18 protein-coding genes are annotated in these 17,671 nt (G+C 66.9%); 2 read left to right on the top strand and 16 right to left on the bottom strand.

Annotated elements, in window-relative coordinates; genetic code table 11:
* Nucleotides 1-40: 40 nt before the first annotated feature.
* Complete coding sequence (gene rarD, locus MJ603_RS04510; RefSeq protein ID WP_374230821.1) at nucleotides 41-1,045, bottom strand: EamA family transporter RarD; 1,005 nt, start codon at nucleotides 1,043-1,045, stop codon at nucleotides 41-43.
* 131 nt (nucleotides 1,046-1,176) lie between these two features.
* The gene (groES, locus tag MJ603_RS04505; RefSeq protein ID WP_243062452.1) at nucleotides 1,177-1,473 is read right to left on the bottom strand and encodes a co-chaperone GroES; all 297 of its coding nucleotides are present in this window, start codon (nucleotides 1,471-1,473) and stop codon (nucleotides 1,177-1,179) included.
* A 172-nt stretch (nucleotides 1,474-1,645) separates the two neighbouring features.
* Here groES and MJ603_RS04500 point away from each other — a divergent pair, with 172 nt between their 5' ends.
* Nucleotides 1,646-2,833 carry a class I SAM-dependent methyltransferase gene (locus tag MJ603_RS04500; RefSeq protein WP_243062451.1) on the top strand — a complete coding sequence of 396 codons (1,188 nt, stop codon included), beginning with the start codon at nucleotides 1,646-1,648 and terminating at the stop codon, nucleotides 2,831-2,833.
* Between the two features lie 71 nt (nucleotides 2,834-2,904).
* Here MJ603_RS04500 and MJ603_RS04495 read toward each other — a convergent pair whose 3' ends face one another.
* The 8 genes from MJ603_RS04495 to glmS form a co-directional block, all read right to left on the bottom strand.
* Nucleotides 2,905-3,528: a DUF4190 domain-containing protein gene (locus MJ603_RS04495; RefSeq protein ID WP_243062450.1), complete on the bottom strand. Its 624-nt coding sequence runs from the start codon at nucleotides 3,526-3,528 to the stop codon at nucleotides 2,905-2,907.
* Nucleotides 3,529-3,741: 213 nt separating this feature from the next.
* Nucleotides 3,742-4,212 (bottom strand): hypothetical protein, encoded by a 471-nt coding sequence (locus tag MJ603_RS04490; RefSeq protein ID WP_243062449.1) that lies wholly within the window; start codon nucleotides 4,210-4,212, stop codon nucleotides 3,742-3,744.
* A gap of 205 nt (nucleotides 4,213-4,417) precedes the next feature.
* On the bottom strand, nucleotides 4,418-6,010 hold the full coding sequence (gene tsaD, locus MJ603_RS04485; protein ID WP_243062448.1) for a tRNA (adenosine(37)-N6)-threonylcarbamoyltransferase complex transferase subunit TsaD: 1,593 nt from the start codon (nucleotides 6,008-6,010) through the stop codon (nucleotides 4,418-4,420).
* Complete coding sequence (gene tsaB / locus MJ603_RS04480) at nucleotides 6,007-6,627, bottom strand: tRNA (adenosine(37)-N6)-threonylcarbamoyltransferase complex dimerization subunit type 1 TsaB (protein WP_243062447.1); 621 nt, start codon at nucleotides 6,625-6,627, stop codon at nucleotides 6,007-6,009. The genes tsaD and tsaB overlap by 4 nt, the downstream gene beginning before the upstream one ends.
* Nucleotides 6,628-6,700: 73 nt before the next feature.
* Nucleotides 6,701-7,228, bottom strand: coding sequence for a tRNA (adenosine(37)-N6)-threonylcarbamoyltransferase complex ATPase subunit type 1 TsaE (gene tsaE / locus MJ603_RS04475; protein ID WP_374230820.1), 528 nt, complete (start codon nucleotides 7,226-7,228; stop codon nucleotides 6,701-6,703).
* The gene (gene alr, locus MJ603_RS04470) at nucleotides 7,215-8,339 is read right to left on the bottom strand and encodes an alanine racemase (RefSeq protein ID WP_243062446.1); all 1,125 of its coding nucleotides are present in this window, start codon (nucleotides 8,337-8,339) and stop codon (nucleotides 7,215-7,217) included. The genes tsaE and alr overlap by 14 nt, the downstream gene beginning before the upstream one ends.
* The gene (locus tag MJ603_RS04465) at nucleotides 8,336-8,734 is read right to left on the bottom strand and encodes a holo-ACP synthase (protein ID WP_243062445.1); all 399 of its coding nucleotides are present in this window, start codon (nucleotides 8,732-8,734) and stop codon (nucleotides 8,336-8,338) included. The genes alr and MJ603_RS04465 overlap by 4 nt, the downstream gene beginning before the upstream one ends.
* An 85-nt stretch (nucleotides 8,735-8,819) precedes the next feature.
* On the bottom strand, nucleotides 8,820-10,667 hold the full coding sequence (glmS, locus tag MJ603_RS04460) for a glutamine--fructose-6-phosphate transaminase (isomerizing) (protein ID WP_243062444.1): 1,848 nt from the start codon (nucleotides 10,665-10,667) through the stop codon (nucleotides 8,820-8,822).
* A 66-nt stretch (nucleotides 10,668-10,733) separates the two neighbouring features.
* On the opposite strand from glmS, the gene coaA reads away from it, so the two are divergent.
* Nucleotides 10,734-11,687 carry a type I pantothenate kinase gene (gene coaA, locus MJ603_RS04455; protein WP_243062443.1) on the top strand — a complete coding sequence of 318 codons (954 nt, stop codon included), beginning with the start codon at nucleotides 10,734-10,736 and terminating at the stop codon, nucleotides 11,685-11,687.
* Nucleotides 11,688-11,723: 36 nt separating this feature from the next.
* Here the strand turns inward: coaA and glmM are convergent, their stop codons facing one another.
* The 6 genes from glmM to MJ603_RS04425 all read right to left on the bottom strand — a co-directional run bounded on the left by glmM (nucleotide 11,724) and on the right by MJ603_RS04425 (nucleotide 17,527).
* The gene (gene glmM, locus MJ603_RS04450; protein ID WP_243062442.1) at nucleotides 11,724-13,085 is read right to left on the bottom strand and encodes a phosphoglucosamine mutase; all 1,362 of its coding nucleotides are present in this window, start codon (nucleotides 13,083-13,085) and stop codon (nucleotides 11,724-11,726) included.
* A gap of 25 nt (nucleotides 13,086-13,110) precedes the next feature.
* The gene (gene rpsI / locus MJ603_RS04445; RefSeq protein ID WP_243062441.1) at nucleotides 13,111-13,605 is read right to left on the bottom strand and encodes a 30S ribosomal protein S9; all 495 of its coding nucleotides are present in this window, start codon (nucleotides 13,603-13,605) and stop codon (nucleotides 13,111-13,113) included.
* A gap of 50 nt (nucleotides 13,606-13,655) precedes the next feature.
* Complete coding sequence (gene rplM / locus MJ603_RS04440; RefSeq protein ID WP_243062440.1) at nucleotides 13,656-14,102, bottom strand: 50S ribosomal protein L13; 447 nt, start codon at nucleotides 14,100-14,102, stop codon at nucleotides 13,656-13,658.
* A gap of 187 nt (nucleotides 14,103-14,289) precedes the next feature.
* Nucleotides 14,290-15,189 (bottom strand): carbohydrate ABC transporter permease, encoded by a 900-nt coding sequence (locus MJ603_RS04435; RefSeq protein ID WP_243062439.1) that lies wholly within the window; start codon nucleotides 15,187-15,189, stop codon nucleotides 14,290-14,292.
* The gene (locus MJ603_RS04430) at nucleotides 15,186-16,235 is read right to left on the bottom strand and encodes a carbohydrate ABC transporter permease (protein ID WP_243062438.1); all 1,050 of its coding nucleotides are present in this window, start codon (nucleotides 16,233-16,235) and stop codon (nucleotides 15,186-15,188) included. The genes MJ603_RS04435 and MJ603_RS04430 overlap by 4 nt, the downstream gene beginning before the upstream one ends.
* Entirely contained in the window at nucleotides 16,232-17,527 is a 1,296-nt protein-coding gene (locus MJ603_RS04425; RefSeq protein ID WP_243062437.1) for an ABC transporter substrate-binding protein, read from the bottom strand. Before MJ603_RS04425 ends, MJ603_RS04430 begins: the two co-directional genes overlap by 4 nt.
* Between the last annotated feature and the right edge of the window lie 144 nt (nucleotides 17,528-17,671).

Genomic DNA, 17,671 nt, shown 5'->3' with positions numbered 1-17,671 from the left:
AACGCGCCTGGGAGTACGCCGACGAGAGTGTGCGACCCAGCTATTCGGGCAGAACGTCGTCGGACACCGCGTCGGTGGCATCCGCCATGTCGCGACCTGCTGCGCGCTCGCGCCGAACCGCGACCACCATATCGACGGTCAGAACGATCAACGCGACCCACACCAGCGCGAAGCCGAACCAGCGCTCCAGCGGCATCTGCTCGTGGAGAAGCACGACGCCCACCAGAAACTGCAGCACAGGAGCGAAGTACTGGATGAACCCCATCACGACCAGCGGAAGCCGCCTCGACGCGGCCGCGAACAGCAGCAGTGGAACGGCGGTGATGATCCCCACCCCGATCGTCAACACCGTGTGCCACACGCTCACGTGCCCGAACGTGATGCCGACCGTCGCACCGACGACGATCAGCTGCACGATGGCGACCGGGGTGAGCCAGGCGGTCTCGAGCGTGAGACCGGTGAGGGCGTCCACGTCGCGTCCCACCTGCTTCTTGACCAGGCCGTAGAAGCCGAATGAGAAGGCGAGCACGAGCGCGATCCACGGCAGCTCCCCGTACCCGACGGTGAGCACCACGACGGCGACGACCGAGATGCCGATCGCGATCCATTGGGTGATGCGAAGACGCTCACGCAGCACGATGACACCGATGAGCACGGTGACGATCGGATTGATGAAGTAGCCGAGGGATGCCTCGACCACCTCGTTCGACGTCGCCGCGAACACGTAGGTCTGCCAGTTCACATAGATCAGCGCACCCGCCAGCCCCATGATGAGCACGATGCGGGGCCGCTTCAGGATGGCCGCGAACGCACGCCAGGCACGCGTCACCAGGATGGCGATCGCGCAGAACGCCAGCGAGAAGATCACCCGCCATGCGACGATCTCGAACGCTCCGGAGGGCGCAAGCGCGATGAAGTAGACCGGCAGGAACCCCCAGAGCACATACGACGCGACGGCGTAGACCATGCCGCGCGTGCTGAGGCGATCCGCCGAAGACGGGGCGGGAACGTCGGGGCGCTGCACAGGTGTGGACACCTGGTTCATCGTATTCGTACCCTCTGTGCTCGGCTCCGGCCGGTCGAGTGCGTCCTCTTCCGCCGGTCGACGAAGGGGTCCGGATGCACAGGCATCCGGACCCCTTCACGCAGCGTTGAGGCTGCGTACGTGAGCGAGCGTCAGCGCTCGATGACCGCCAGCACGTCGCGGGCCGACAGCACGAGCAGCTCGTCGCCGCCGAACTTGACCTCGGTGCCGCCGTACTTCGAGTAGAGCACCTTGTCGCCGACGTTCACGTCGAGCGGAACACGGTTGCCGTTGTCGTCGATGCGACCGGGTCCGACGGCGACGACCTCGCCCTCCTGCGGCTTCTCCTTGGCGGTGTCCGGAATGACCAGACCCGACGCCGTGGTCTGCTCAGCCTCGACCTGCTTGATAACGATGCGATCCTCGAGCGGCTTGATGGAGACCGACACGGTTGACCTCTTTCTGTACTTTGTACTGAAGACGTAGTTAGCACACTGACAGTGAGAGTGCTAATGAGAGTGTAGGCGCACGGCTGGCACTCGTGCAACGTGAGTGCAACCTTCGTTCGCATCGGCCACCGGCAATCCGTCGCGGTGCAGGTCGCCGCGATAGGTTGGCGCAGTGGAACGCGCGGAGCTCGTCGAGTTGCTGAGCCCCGAGGGGCTCGGCCTGCTGGATTCCCTTCCGCCGTACGAGAGCTCTGCAGACGTGGTGCACACGGTGAGCGCGTTGCGCAAACAGGGGCATCCGCCGGGGCTGGTCGCCGCTGTGCTCACCCAGTCCAAGCTTCGCGCGAAGGCCGCAGCCAAGTTCGGACCGTTCGCCTCGCGCATGCTGTTCACCGAGGCAGGGCTCGAACAGGCGACACGGCTTTCGGTCGCGGCACGTCACGCTGCGCGTTTCGCACAGGCGGGCCCCACCAGAGTCGCCGACCTCGGCTGCGGCATCGGCGGAGACGCGATGGCGATGTCCGCGCTCGATCTGCAGGTCACGGCGGTCGACGTCGACGAGGTCACCGCCGCGATCGCAAGTTACAACCTCGCACCGTTTCCCGGCGCGACCGTGCTGAACGCCCGGGCAGAAGATTTCGATCTCACCGGACAGGATGCCGCCTACCTCGACCCTGCCCGCCGTACGTCCGGCCATTCCGGCACGAAGCGGCTGGCGAACGCGGCCGATTGGTCCCCGAACCTCGACTTCGTTTTCGGTCTCGCCGAGCGGATGCCCGTCGGCGTCAAACTCGGTCCTGGCATCGACCGCTCACTTCTTCCCGACGACGCCGAGGCGCAGTGGATCTCGGTGGACGGCCAGGTGGTGGAGGTCGGAGTCTGGACTGGCGCGCTCGCTCGCGAAGGCATCCGCCGGGCCGCGCTGGTGCTCCGTGCAGACGGCGCCGCAGAGCTGACCGGAGCCACCGACGCTGAGGACGAACCCGCCGGAGATCTCGGCGAATTCCTCTACGAACCCGACGGCGCCGTCATCCGCGCCCGACTGATCGGCGAGGTAGCCAGAGGGCTGAACGCGCACATGCTGCGCCACGACATCGCCTATCTCACGGCAGACGCACTGACACCGACACCGTTCGCCACCGCATTCCGGGTGCTCGAGGAGCTGCCCTACAAGGAGTCCGAATTGCGCGCGGCGTTGGCCAGGCGCGGCATCGGAAAGCTCGAGATCAAGAAGCGCGGAGCGGATGTCGACCCCGCCGCCCTGCGCACCCGGCTGAAACTCAAGGGCGAGCGAGCCGCGACCCTCGTTCTCACCCGCATCGGAGCACGGCACGCGGCCCTGCTCGTCGAGCGCTGCTGAGAAGGGCGAACACGGGCCGGGAACGAGCGAAGGGCCGCACCGGAAAATCCGGGGCGGCCCTTCGCGTCGGATCAGTAGCCGTAGTCCAGGCTCGCCGAGGCGATCGCTCCGATGATGATGAAGAGGATCCAGAGCAGGATCAGCCCGACCGAGACGAAGCCCAGAATGATGCCGGTGAGCCACAGACCCTTCGCCTGCGGCTCGCGGCTCTTGCCGAGGAAGCCGAGCACGATGCCGGCGATGCCGAACAGCACGCCCCACCCGAGTGAGATGACACCGATGATGCCGCCGATCAGGGCGAGGATGCTCAGAATCGGTGTCTTCTGCGCCACCGGAGCGTACGGCTGGCCGTATTGGGGTGCACCGTACGGTTGCTGAGGCGCGCCGTAGGGCTGCTGCGGAGCGCCATAGGGCTGCTGAGGTGCACCATACGGCTGCTGTTGCGGCGCACCGTAGGGCTGCTGGGGTGCACCGTAAGGCTGCTGAGGCGGCTGAGGCGCGCCGTATGGCTGCTGCGGAGCAGGCGGCTGCTGAGGTGCCACGTAAGGCTGCTGCGGTGCTGCAGGCTGCTGCGGAGCAGGCGGTTGCTGCGGCGGGACGGGCTGCTCCGGCGGCACAGGAGGCTGCTGCGGCGCCCCGTATCCGGGAGGCGGCGGAACCTGCTCGGGGTTCTGCGGGGCGTTCGGGTCGGACATGGACGGATTCCTTTCTGATGTCGCCGCGGCCGGGGTGCTCCGGCCGTGCAGCGAACCTATGCTCGACGCCTCAGGGCGTCGTGTCAATCGCCGTGCTCATCGGGAATCCATACGCACGACATCGGAACCGACATGCGGCTGGATGCCGACACCTGCGAACACGGATACGACGAAGCGGGCCGCCTTGTCGACGGCCCGCCTCATCCGCGCAGATCAGTAGCTGAGTGACGAGCCCACCGACGCCAGGATGGCGACGAGGACGATGATCCAGATGATCTCGATCACGATCGCGACGAAACCGAGGATGATGCCCGTCAGCCAGAAGCCCTTGGCCTGCGGCTCCTTGCTACGGCCGAGGAAGCCGAGCACGACGGCGGCGATGGCGAAGAGTCCTCCGAAGTAGAAGAACGATCCGACGATGCCGATGATGCCGCCGATGAGCGACAGGATGCTCAGGATCGGCGTCTTCTGCGCCACCGGAGCGTACGGCTGACCGTACTGCGGAGCGGCCGGAGCGCCGTACTGGGGCGCTGCGGGCTGCTGCGGCGGGACCGGAGGCTGCGGAGCGCTGTACGCCGGCGGCTGCTGCGGAGCGGCAGGCTGCTGCGGCGGGACCGGAGGCTGCGGGGGCACCGGCTGCTGCGGAGCGGCAGACGGGTCCTGGGGAGTGTTGGGATCGGACATGTGCGTGATCCTTTCGGACGGAGCGGACCATGGCGGGCCCACGTCGTGTGATTCGCTCGTGAAGATTCCTGAGCGAAAGCTGTGTATTCAGTACTCTGGCATCCCTAGAAAGGGGTGTCAACGAGTAGTGCGGCTCGGCGTGTCATCCGCCGCAACACCGATCACGGTCAATGGTCGCGGGCGATCGGCAGCCTCGCGCGTGCGTTCAGACCTGGATGTCGGTGACCGGCAGAGTCGAATCCGCCCCGAAATCGAGGCCGCTGGGTGCGTGCCCGGCCGCGATCCGCTGCGCCGCGAGCGCAGCGATCATTGCGCCGTTGTCGGTGCACAGCGACAGCGCGGGAATGCGCAGGGCGATGCCGGCGGCATCCGTGCGCTCCTTCGCCAGCTGCCGCACGCGCGCATTCGCCACCACCCCGCCGCCCAGCAGCAGGCGCGGCACCTCCCGGTCGACGCACGCCGCGATCGCCTTGCGCAGCAGCACATCGACGACGGCCTCGCGGAAGCTCGCCGCGACATCCGCGACCGGAACGGGCTCGCCGGCATCCTCGCGTTTCTCGACCCAGCGGGCGACGGCGGTCTTGAGCCCGGAGAACGAGAAGTCGTAGCGATGCTTCGCCATGTCCTTGGGCAGGGTCAGTCCGCGGGGGAATCGGATCGCGTTCGGATCGCCGGTCGCCGCGACCCGATCGATCTGCGGTCCGCCCGGGTAGGGCAGGCCGAGCACGCGTGCGACCTTGTCGAACGCCTCTCCCGCGGCATCGTCGATGGTCTCGCCGAGCAGCTCGACGTCGTCGGTGAGGCTTCGCACATGGAGCAGCGAGGTGTGACCGCCCGAGACGAGCAGCGCGATCGTCGGCAGCTCGATCTCGCGTCCTTGGCCACCGTCCGCGTCGAGCAGGTCGGCGCCGACGTGACCGACCAGGTGGTTCACGCCGTACAGCGGCTTGTCGAGTGCCACGGCGAGCGCCTTCGCCGCCCCGACGCCGACCATGAGAGCGCCTGCGAGGCCGGGTCCGCAGGTGACCGCGATGGCATCGAGCTCCTCGAGCCGGATGCCCGCGCGCGCCACAGCCTCCGTGATCGTCGGCTCCAACGCCTCCAGATGCGCCCGCGCCGCCACCTCGGGAACAACGCCGCCGTAGCGGGCGTGCTCGTCCATGCTCGACGCGATCACGTTCGCGAGAAGGCGCGTGCCTCGCACGATGCCGATTCCGGTCTCGTCGCACGACGTCTCGATGCCGAGGACCAGGGGCTCGGCACGGGAGTTGGTGTGCGCGCTTCGAAGGGCGTCCTGCATCGGCAGGGTCAAACGCATCACCAAGGCGTCGACGTCGTCGGGCTGGTAGTAGTGCGGTCGCACGGCCAGCTGCTCGAATCCGAGGGAGGCGTAGAGCCGCTGGGCGCCTGGGTTGTCGGCTCGAACCTCGAGAAACACCTCGCGGGCGTCCCGGCGTTCCGCCTCGTCGATGAGCGCAAGCATCAGCGAGCGGCCGAGGCCCGCGCGCCGCACGGCCGGGGCGACGGCGATGGTCTGGATGTCGGCATCCGTCGATCCGTTCACGGCGCGAAGACCCGCGTATCCGACGACCCCCGGTTCTCCGGATCCAGCGCGTTCGGCGACGAGATAGTACGAATGCTCGCTCCTGAGCTCGGAGCGCATCATGGCGGGCGACCAGGCATCCGTCACGAAGGTCGAGGTTTCGAGCGACATGATCGCGTCGAGGTCGGCCATGGTCGCCCGGCGCAGCACGGGCGGGGGTACGGGGGCTGACGCAGAAGCGGCGTCCGCTGTCATGCCGTGACTCGCTTCGGGCCGGTGGACGGGGTGACGTCCGGCGAACGCAGGTAGAGCGGGCGATCTTCGGCGAACGGCCGCCGATGCGCATAGAGCCATTCGGCGAGCAGCCCGAGCTGACCAGCTGAGACGGATGCCGCGTCGTATCTCGGCAGGTCGGCGTGCGGCACCTCCGCAGGCTTGGCAAGTCCTGGTCCGCCGCTGCGCAGCGGGATGCCGAGCACGTCCACACCGCCGTACGCGCTCCAGTAGAGCTCACGGCGACGGGCATCCGTGACGACGAGCAGCGGACCGGTGTGGCCGGCGCTGTAGCGCTCGAGCGCGACCGCATCGTGGCTCACGATCGGCACGAGCGGCTTGCCCGCACCGAGTGCGAACGCCTTCGCGGCCGCGATGCCGACCCGCAGCCCGGTGAACGGACCCGGCCCCATGCCGGCGACAACGCCAGAAAGGCGAGCGGGCGTGACGGATGCCTGCGCCAGCGCATCCCGCACCATCCCACCGATCACCTCGGCGTGCCGCATCGTGTCAACCGTGGTCAGCTCGCTGAGCACGCCACCCTCGAGGTCGACGACCGCGACGGAGGTGCCGGCCGACGTGTCGATGGCGAGGAGCATCCCTCCAGCGTAGTCAGCGCGCAGGCACCACGGCTTTTCGACGACCATGCGGATGACTGAGGCTTGCGTCGCTTCACACCCAACGCGGACCGTGCTGCGTGATCGTCACCGTGCGCGGCTCTTCGGGGGCCGCGTCGGCGTCGGCGCCTTCGTCCCCGTCGGCTGCCGGGCCCCCGTCGCCTGCTACGTCCCCTGCGCCCGTCGGTCGTTCGATCGCGACGTCGAGCCAGGAGTCCGCGACGCCGTCCAGCATGCCGTCGCCCCACTCGACGACCACCACGGAACTCGCGAAGTCGATGTCGAGATCATCGAGCTCGAGCGCGTCGCCCAGGCGGTACGCGTCGACATGGACGAGCGGCGCTCCGCCCGTCAGCGACGGATGCGTGCGGGCCAGCACGAACGTCGGGCTGGTCACCGGTCCACGAACGTCGAGCCCCTCGCCGATGCCGCGCGTGAGGGTGGTCTTTCCCGCGCCGAGCGGTCCCGTGAGCACCAGCAGGTCGCCGGCCCGCAGCTGCGCAGCAAGACGACGCCCGAGCGCTTCCATCTCGTCGGACGTCGCGACGGTATATGTGCCGGCCAAGGCTTCACTGCCCGACATAGCGCCTGGTCACCCGCCCTCCGAGCCTGGTGACGATGTCATAGCCGATCGTGCCCGCCGCGCGGGCCCAGTCCTCGGCGCTCGGCACACCGGACGCCGGGTCGCCGAAGAGGATCACCTCGTCCCCCACAGCCACCGCCCGTTCGCCCGTCGCGATCACGATCTGGTCCATGGCGACGCGCCCGGCGATCTGGAATCGTTCGCCGCCGATCACCACCGGGGCCGCACCGGATGCCTGCCTCGGTACTCCGTCCGCATATCCGACCGGAACCAGTGCCAGGTTCGTCGCGCCGTTCGCCCGGTAGGTGTGGCCGTATGACACGCCTTGGCCGTGTTCGATGCGTCGCACCGCTATGACGCGCGTGCGCAGGGTCATGGCGGGGCGCAGACCGAACTCGGCCGGCTCCCGGTCGGAGAACGGCGAGAGGCCGTAGATCGTGATGCCCGTGCGCACCGTGTTGTATCTGGTGCGCGGCAGTGTGAGCGCGGCGCCGCTGGCCGCGAGGTGCACGAACTCGGGGTCGAGCCCCGCAGCGGACGCCTCCGCGAGTCCCAGGTCGAAGGCGTCGGCTTGAGCGGCATCCGCCTCGGGCGACGTGCCGGACAGATGGCTGAAGACGCCAGCGACGGTGACGAGGCCCGCGATCTCGGCCACGCGCGCCGCGCGGGTCACGGAGGGCCAGGCATCCGGTGAGACGCCGTTGCGGCTGAGGCCGGTGTCGAGCTTGAGGTGCACGACCGCCGGCCTGCCGACGCGGGTCGTGGCGTCGATCACGGACTGCAGCTGGTCGAGCGACGAGACGCCGATCTCGATGTCGGCGACGATCGCGCTCTCGAAGTCGGCGTCGGGGTCGTGCAGCCAGGCGAGGACGGGCGCCGTGATGCCGGCATCCCGCAGCTCGTGCGCCTCGGCCAGATCGGCGACCCCGAGCTTGTCGGCTCCGCCTCGCAGCGCCGCGTGCGCGACGGGAACCGCTCCGTGACCGTACCCGTTGGCCTTCACCACGGCGATGAGATGCTCCGTGCCGATTCTCGAACGCAGCACGCGCACGTTCTCCGTGATCGCATCGAGATCGACGACGGCTTCGCGCAGCGGCGATGCCCCGCTCACGAGCCGCCGCCTGTCACGGCGCCTGCCGCCGGCAGCACAGGGTCGCCGGTCTCTGCGACCACGAAGGCGCACGCCACGCCCGCATCGTGCGTCATTGTCAGATGCCAGCGCAGGATGCCCCGCTCGGCAGCCACCTCGCCGACGGTTCCGTGCAGCACGAGGTCGGGGTTGCCGTGCTCATCTCTGACCACCTCGACGTCGGTCGCGGTGATCAGATCCGGGCGTCCGAGCGCCTTGATCACGGCCTCCTTCGCCGCGAATCGGGCAGCCAGCGAGTGCATCGGCAGACCCCGTTCGCTCTCAGCGAACAGGCGGGTGAGCAGCTTGGGCGTGCGGGTGACCGCACGGTCGAAGCGGGCGAGGTCGACGATGTCGACGCCGATGCCGGCGATCACGGGGTTGCTCGCTCAGTGCGTTGCAGCATCCGCTCGGCTCCTCTTCGACCGTGGCTCATTCGACCGTGGCCCGCTCGATCGCGGCCTACTCGACCGTGACCGACTTGGCCAGGTTACGCGGCTGGTCGACGTCGAGGCCCTTCGCCGTGGCGAGCTCCATCGCGAAGATCTGCAGCGGGATGACGGCCAGCAGCGGCTCGAACAGCGGTGCGGCGAGCGGAATGCGCACCACCTCGTCCGCGAACGGCAGCACGGAGGCGTCGCCTTCCTCCGCGATCGCGAGCACGCGAGCGCCGCGAGCGCGGATCTCCTGGATGTTCGACACGACCTTCTTGTGCATCTCGTCGGACCCGCGTGGGCTCGGCACCACCACGAACACGGGCTGTCCCGGCTCGATCAGCGCGATCGGTCCGTGCTTCAGCTCACCCGCGGCGAAGCCCTCGGCGTGGATGTACGCGAGCTCCTTGAGCTTGAGCGCACCCTCGAGCGCGATCGGATAGCCGACGTGCCGGCCGAGGAACAGCACGGCCCTGGTGTCGCTCATCCAATGCGCGAGCTGCGCAACGGAGTCGGTGGACTCCAGCACCCGCTCCAACTTGCCCGGAATGGCGGTGAGCTCGGCGATGGCGGCCGCCTGCTCCGCGACGGAGAGCGTGCCGCGCAGCCGCGCGAGGTGCAGGCCGAACAGATAGAGCGCGGTGATCTGGGCGACGAACGCCTTCGTGGAGGCGACCGCCACTTCGGGTCCGGCGTGGGTGTACACCGCGCCGTCGGACTCCCGCGGAATGGTCGCACCCTGGGTATTGCAGATCGACAGCGTCTTGGCACCGGCCTCACGTGCGAACTTCACGGCCATCAGCGTGTCCATGGTCTCGCCCGACTGACTGATCGAGATCACCAGAGTCGACGGCGTGATGACCGGGTCGCGGTAGCGGAACTCGTGGCTGAGCTCCACCTCGACAGGGATGCGCGCCCATTTCTCGATCGCGTACGAGCCGACCTGCCCGGCGTACGCCGCCGTGCCGCAGGCGATGATGGTGATGCGGTCGATACCTACGAGCAGGGCGTCGAGGTCCTCGAGTTCGGGGATGACGGCAGCGTCGTCGCGAATGCGGCCGCGCAGCGTGTTGGCGACGGCATCCGGTTCCTCGGCGATCTCCTTCGCCATGAAGCTCGGCCAGCCGCCCTTGTCGGCGGCAGAGGCATCCCACGCCACCTCGAACGGCTCGACGTCGACGCCGTTGCCGTCGAAGTCGGTGACGGTCACCTCGTCCGGCGTGATGACGACGATCTGGTCCTGGCCGATCGCGACCGCGCGACGGGTGTGCTCGACGAAAGCGGCGACATCCGATCCGAGAAAGTTCTCGCCATCACCCAGGCCGATGACCAGGGGTGAGTTGCGACGAGCACCGACCACGACGCCCGGCCGTTCACGATGCACGGCGAGCAGAGTGAAGGCGCCCTCGAGGCGTGCCGCAACGGCCCTGAAGGCTTCGACCAGATCGCCGGTGCGACGGTATTCGCGGCCGAGCAGCACGGCGGCCACCTCGGTGTCGGTCTCGCTGGCGAACTCGATTCCCTCTGCGGTCAGCTCGTCGCGCAGCGAGGCGAAGTTCTCGATGATGCCATTGTGGATGACGGCGAGCCTGCCGTCATCGCCGAGATGCGGATGCGCGTTGCGGTCGGTCGGGCCGCCGTGCGTCGCCCATCGCGTGTGGCCGATGCCGGTCGCGCCGTCCGAGATCGGATGCCGCTGCAGCTCGTCCTCGAGCACGCCCAGCTTGCCGGCCCGCTTGGCCACGTTCAGCTCGCCTGCGGCGTCGATCACGGCCACCCCTGCAGAGTCGTAGCCGCGGTATTCCAGCCGCTTCAGCCCGCCGAGCAACACCTCAAGGGACCGGTCATGGCCCACGTATCCGACGATTCCGCACATGGGCGCCAAGTGTACCGATCCGAGGCTGGCCGGACGCCGCTGACAGCGGCACTAGACTCATCACCCATGGCAGGGAACGGTTCGGCGCATGTCGCCGCGCAGTTCTCACCCTTCCTCGAACTCGATCGCAGCGACTGGGCAGATCTGGCCAAGAGCACCCCGCAGCCGCTGAGCGAGACGGAGATCGTGCAGTTGCGCGGTCTCGGCGATCCGCTCGACATGCGCGAGGTGGCGGAGGTCTACCTGCCGCTCAGCCGCCTGCTGAGCATGTACGCAGAGGGTGCGCAGCGACTGCACCGTGCCACCAGCGACTTCCTCGGCGAGCGTGCTGCCCGCACCCCGTTCGTCATCGGCGTCGCCGGTTCGGTGGCGGTCGGCAAGTCCACGATCGCGCGCCTTCTGCGCGAGCTTTTGAGTCGCTGGCCCACCACCCCGAACGTGCAACTGGTGACGACCGACGGATTCCTGCTGCCCAATGCCGAGCTCGAGCGGCGAGGGATCATGAGCCGCAAGGGCTTCCCCGAGTCGTACGATCGCCGCGCGCTGCTGCGCTTCGTCACCGCCGTGAAGAGCGGCGCCGACGAGGTGCGCGCGCCGTTCTACTCGCACCTCAGCTACGACATCGTGTCCGACGCCCAGGTGGTGGTGCGACGTCCTGATGTTCTCATCGTCGAGGGCCTCAACGTGCTGCAGCCGGCCGGGGGCGGCAACCGTCTCGCGGTGAGCGACCTCTTCGACTTCAGCATCTACGTGGATGCCCGTGCCACCGACATCGAGAACTGGTACGTCGAGCGCTTCCTCAAGTTGCAGCGAGGGGCGTTCGCCGATCCGAAGTCGTACTTCCACCGGTACGCCTCGCTCACCGGAGAGGAGGCGCGAGCCCAGGCCCTGTCGATCTGGCGCGCGATCAACGAGCCCAACCTGCTGCAGAACATCCGCCCGACGAGGTCGAGAGCGAAGCTCGTGCTGCGCAAGGGCACCAATCACACCGTCTCGACAGTGCTGCTCCGCAAGCTGTAAGGCCCACCGCCGGTCGATCAGCGGGGGCGGGGGCGGCTACAGCGCGAGCTGCACGCGCACGACGTCGGCGAGCGTGTGTGCGTGGCGGTCGGCTGTCTCTTGGTCTGCTGCCTCGACCATGACGCGCACCATGGGTTCCGTGCCGGACGGACGCAGCAGCACACGACCGGTCTCGCCGAGCGCGACCTCCGCATCGGAGACCGCCTTCGCGATCACGACGTCGTCCTTGAGGCGATGGTGGTCCACTCCGCGCACGTTCACGAGGATCTGCGGGTACACCGTCATGCACGCAGCGAGCTCCGAGAGCGGCTTGCCCTTGCGTGCGATCTCGCTGACCAGGTGCAGTCCGGTCAGGATGCCGTCGCCCGTCGTCGCGAACTCGCTCATGATCACGTGTCCGGACTGCTCACCGCCGAGCGAGAAGCCGTTCTCGTTCATGCGCTCCAGCACGTAGCGGTCACCCACGTTGGTCTGCACCACATCGATGCCGTTCTCGGCCATCGCGAGGCGCAACCCGAGGTTGCTCATCACCGTGGTGACCAGCGTGTTCTGGTTCAGCTTGCCGCGCTCGGCCATGCTGAGGGCGAGGATGGCCATGATCTGGTCGCCGTCCACGCTGTTGCCGTCTGCGTCGACGGCGAGGCAGCGATCGGCATCGCCGTCGTGCGCGATCCCCACGTCGGCACCGTGTGCGACGACCGCCTCAGCGAGCTTGTCGATGTGCGTCGACCCGACGCCGTCGTTGATGTTCATGCCGTCGGGATCGTCACCGATCACGGTGACCCTGGCACCGGCGTCCGTGAACACCTCGGGAGAGATGCCCGCGGCCGCGCCGTTCGCGCAGTCGAGCAGCACGTGGATGCCGTCGAGCCGATGCGGCAGGCTCGCCAGCAGGTGGAGCACGTAGCGGTCCTCGGCATCCGCGAAGCGCCGGATGCGGCCGACGTCGGCGCCGGTCGGCGTCAGCTTCGGCTTGCCGAGCGCAGCCTCGATGCGGTCCTCGACCACGTCGGGCAGCTTGGTGCCGCCACGGGCGAAGATCTTGATGCCGTTGTCGGGCGCCGGATTGTGCGATGCCGAGATCATCACACCGAAATCCGCGCCGATGTCGGCGATCAGAAAGGCTGCAGCCGGGGTCGGGATGACTCCGGCGTCGAGGACATCGACGCCGGAGCTCGCGAGCCCTGCCGCAACCGCCGAGATCAGAAACTCACCCGAGACGCGGGGATCGCGGGCCACGACTGCCACAGGGCGTTTGCCCTGGGCGCGCCGTGCCTCTGCGCTGCGTCCCTGCGTGAGCACGACGGCCGCCGCCTGGGCAACGCCCAGAGCGAGGTCCGCCGTCAGTTCGCCGTTCGCGAGTCCGCGAACGCCATCCGTACCGAAGAGCCGTGCCATGAAGCCGCAGCCTACGAGCGCTGAATCAGCGCTTCGAGTACTGCGGGGCCTTGCGGGCCTTCTTGAGACCGGCCTTCTTGCGCTCCTTGACCCGTGCGTCGCGGCTCAGGAAGCCGGACTTCTTCAGGGTCGCGCGGTTGTTCTCTTCGTCGATCTGGTTCAGCGCACGGGCGATGCCGAGGCGCAGTGCGCCAGCCTGGCCGGAGGGGCCACCGCCGGTGATGCGGGCGATCACGTCGTAGCCGCCGAGCAGGTCGAGCACCTTGAACGGGTCGGTGATGAGCTGCTGGTGCAGCTTGTTCGGGAAGTAGTCGGCGAACTCACGGCTGTTGACCGTGATGGTGCCGGAGCCCGGAACGAGGCGCACGCGGGCGATCGCCTGCTTGCGGCGGCCGACGGCCGCACCGGGAACATTGAGAACCGGGCGGGGCGTCGCTGCTGGCGCCTCGGTGGCCGGGGTTTCGGTCGTGAAGCTCTGCGGCACTTCTTGTGCCTCGAGCTGGTCGGAGATCTTCGCCACGATGGTTTCGTCCTTGTCTGAAGAAAGAGAAGAGTTCTGGGAACCGGCGCTTACTGGGCGACCTGGTCGAGGGTGTAGGGCTTCGGCTGCTGGGCCGAGTGCGGGTGCTCAGAACCGGTGTAGACCTTGAGCTTGCTCAGCTGGGCGCGGCCGATCGTGTTCTTCGGCAGCATGCCGCGAACGGCCTTCTCGACGGCACGAACCGGGTTCTTCTCGAGAAGCTCGGCATACGTGACAGCCGACAGACCGCCCGGGTAGCCGGAGTGGCGGTACGCCTTCTTCTGCAGCGCCTTCTGACCAGTGAGGGCCACCTTGTCGGCGTTGATGATGATGACGAAGTCACCGGTGTCGACGTGCGGAGCGAACGTCGGCTTGTTCTTGCCGCGAAGGATCGCGGCCGTGTGGCTGGCCAGGCGGCCGAGCACGACATCGGTGGCGTCGATGATGACCCAGTCGCGCTGGATCTCGGATGCCTTGGGGCTGAAAGTGCGCGTCACAGTAGTGGCTGCTTTCTTGTCTCGTGGTTGGGTGGTCGTGAATCCCACTCCGGTCGGGTGTTGCCGGCTCGATGATCCGGAAACGCCGCAGGTGGAGGGCTCAACTACGGATGCCGCACCGCAGTGGCGCGGACACCAAGGGTCAATGGTACGCGAGGCATCCGCCCGCGTCCAATCGGCGCCGCGCTCAGCCCTTGACGGCGCCCGCCGCGATGTTCGCGATGAAGTGCCGGGATCCGATGATGAAGATCGCGATCAACGGAAGCACGCTGATCAGCGCACCCGCCATCACCCAGCCGTAGTTGGTGGCGTACGACGTGTTCAGGCTCGCCAGAGCCGTCTGCAACGTCTGCGTGCCCGGATTCACCAGCACCACGAGGGGCCAGACATAGTCATTCCAGGCACTGATGAACGTGAAGATGCCGAGGAAGGCGATGCCACCGCGCATCATCGGCACCCCGATGCTCCAATAGGTGCGGAAGAACCCCGCACCGTCGATGCGAGCCGACTCGATGAGTTCGTTGGGCACCGAGGTCTCGCAGAACTGCCGCAGCAGGAAGATGCCGAACGCGTTCGCCGCCCCCGGGATGATCAGGGCCTGGAGTTCGCCGACCCAGCCCAGCTTGCTCATCAGCACGAAGCTCGGCACCAGCGACAGGCTCGCCGGAATGAGGAACGTGACCAGAAGCACGCGGAAGAGCGCATTCTTGCCGGGGAACTCGTACTTGGCGAACGTGAACGCGGCCAACGAGTCGAAGAACATGACCAGCAGGGCGCACAATCCAGACACGATGAACGAGTTGAGCATCGCCTGGAAGATGTTGACGTTGTCGAGCACCCCCTGGATGTTGGCCAACAGCTGATTGCTCGGGAAGAGGTCGGGCGGAAATCCGAAGATCTGCGCCGTCGTCTGGGTCGACATCGCGAAGAGCCAGTAAAAGGGGAAGAGCGAGAGGATGACCCCCACCCAGATGCACGCGTGCGTGACGATGCGCGTGACGAGCTTTCTTCTACGCGCGACCGATCCTTCGTGATCGTTGAAGCGCTGGATCGCCTCGGGAGCGGCAGTGGTTGCCATGACGGTCATCGTGTGGACTCCTTCGTCGCTGCGGCCCGGCGTGCCGTGAATCGGGATATCAGGCTCGGGGCGACCTGACCGAGTTGGTCCTCCCTGCGCCCCATCACGAGGCGCCAATTGATGAGGGCGAACACCGCCACGAGAACGAACAGGGCCCACGAGATGGCCGAGCCGTAACCGAAGTCGAAGTTGTTGAACGCTTGGTAGTACTGGTAGAGCACGATGGTCAGGCCGGCGCTGTTCGTACCTCCGAGATTGGGAACACCGGTGTTGCCCAACAACACCTGAGGTTCGGTGAAGAGCGACAGTCCGCCGATGGTCGAGGTGATCACGGTGAAGAGGATCACCGGTCGCAGCAGCGGAACAGTGATGCGGGAGAAGATGCGCCAGGTGCTCGCCCCGTCGACGCGCGCCGAGTCGTAGAGCTCCGTCGAGATCGCCTGCAGCCCGGCGAGGTAGATGATCGCGTTGTATCCGGTGAAGCGCCAGATCACCATGATGGCGATCGTCACCTTGATGCCCCAGGGGTTGGTCAGCCACTGCACTCCCGCATCCGATCCGGCGATCCACTTGAGGAACGAGTTCGCCAGACCGAACTGATCGGAGAAGACCGATCCGAAGACGATCGCCATGGCGACCATCGATGTGACGTTCGGGATGAAGAACGCCACCCGGTAGAACGACTTCATCCGGATGTTCTGGTGCAGCAGGAATGCGATGACCAGCGCGATGAACAGCATCGGGATCGTCGAGATCACCCAGATGATGAACGTGTTCCACACCGATTGCCAGAACAGGGAGTCCCCGAGAAGGTAGCTGTACTGATCGAGCCCGACGAACGTCATCTTGCCCATGCCGTCCCAGCTCGTGAACGAGATCACGATGGAGAACACGATGGGGAACGCGCCGAAGACGAGGAACAGAACGTAGAACGGCGCGATCGACAGATAATGCGGCCACCACCGCAGGAACCCGTTCTTGCGCGTCTTCGACGCGGCGATCGGAGTGTTGCGGGGCTTCGAGCGCAGCGGAACCCCCGTGGTGTGTGCGGTCATGCGTTCACCCCGTGCTTGCGAAGGACTCGATTGGTCTGGTTGACAGCGTCATCCCACGCCCGATCGGGGTCCTTGCCACCGGCCTCGACGTTGACGATCTGCGTGGTGAAGAAGTTCGCGATCTGCTCGTAGGTCGAGATGAAGGCTGCCGGTACGGTCTCCGCCTGCCTCTTGAAGAAGTCCAAGGAATTCTGAGGGCCGAAGAAGCCCTTGCTCGCGTCTTTCATGCGGCCGCTCGTCAGTGCTCCGGGAGTCGACGGGAACAGCTGCACCTCGTTGTAGGCCTGCGCCTGGCGATCCGCGCTCTGCGACCAGACGATGAAGTCGTATGCCGCCTTCGGGTCTTTGCAGGTGTGCGGGATCGCGAGGAATGACCCGCCGCTGTTGCCTGCGCGCACAGGCTGCGACGCGAGACGCCACTTGCCCTTGGTCGCCGGCGCGGTGTCGAGGAGGATCTGCGCCCACCAGACAGCTTCGATGTGACCGGCCGTCTTGCCGCTGATCCAGGCGGCGTTCTGATCGGTCGGGAGCTGCTGGTTGCCGAGCACCCCGGCCTTGATCGCCCGCACGGTGATGTCCCACGCCTCCTTCACAGCCGAGTTCTTCTCGCTGTACAGCGGCCTGCCTGACTTGCTGTAGTAGCGCTCCGGCGAGGCGTTGATGATCTGGGTGAAGAGTTGATAGGCATCGATCAGCATGTAGCTGCCGGTCTTGGCCTTCAGTCGTTTGCCGAATTCGATCCACGCATCCCACGTCGTCACAGCTGCGGACACCTCGTCGGGCGCAGAGGGAAGGCCCGCCTTGGCGAACACGTCGGCGCGGTAGTAGAAGCCCGTCGGGCCGCTGTCGATGGGGAAGAAGCACATCCTCCCGGTCGGCGTCAGACCGTAGTTCCACTTCCACGGGAAGTAGTCGTCCTTGAGGTCCTTCGCGCCGAACTCGTTCAGGTCGATGAACATCTCCTCGTCAGGGAAATACAAGGACACGTTCGAGTTGATCGCCGTGATGTCCGGAATGTAGGCGTCTCCGGCCAGACTCGTTCGGAGCTTGGTGTCCCAGCCGGAGTTGGGCGGCATCTCGGGGTTCAGGAACCGGTCGGTGCCGGGTATCCGGTGCGACGCATCCTTGAGCGCGCTCGGGTTCATCGAGCGGTTCCAGTACCAGAGCACCAGCTCGTCAGGGTTCGAGGAGATCGACTTCTGCGATGAACAGCCCGTGAGCCCGGCTGAGAGCGCGAGCAGCCCCAGCCCTCCAGCCCCGGTCAGCAGCGATCTGCGTGAGAGTACGGCCATGAATCCCTCGTTTCTCGGCTTTGAGTCCTTGGGACGGATGAAAGTGGATCGTGTCCGCGCCGCGGCAAATCTTGACGATCTACCGTGAACGTTCACGATGCGTTCACACAATGACACCGCTTTTGTACTGATGTCAAGACTTTT

This window comes from Humibacter sp. RRB41 (genome assembly GCF_022761015.1).
Lineage (GTDB): Bacteria > Actinomycetota > Actinomycetes > Actinomycetales > Microbacteriaceae > Humibacter.
The sequence above is the reverse complement of the archived record's forward strand: the minus strand, read 5'-3'. Positions and strand labels throughout refer to the sequence as shown.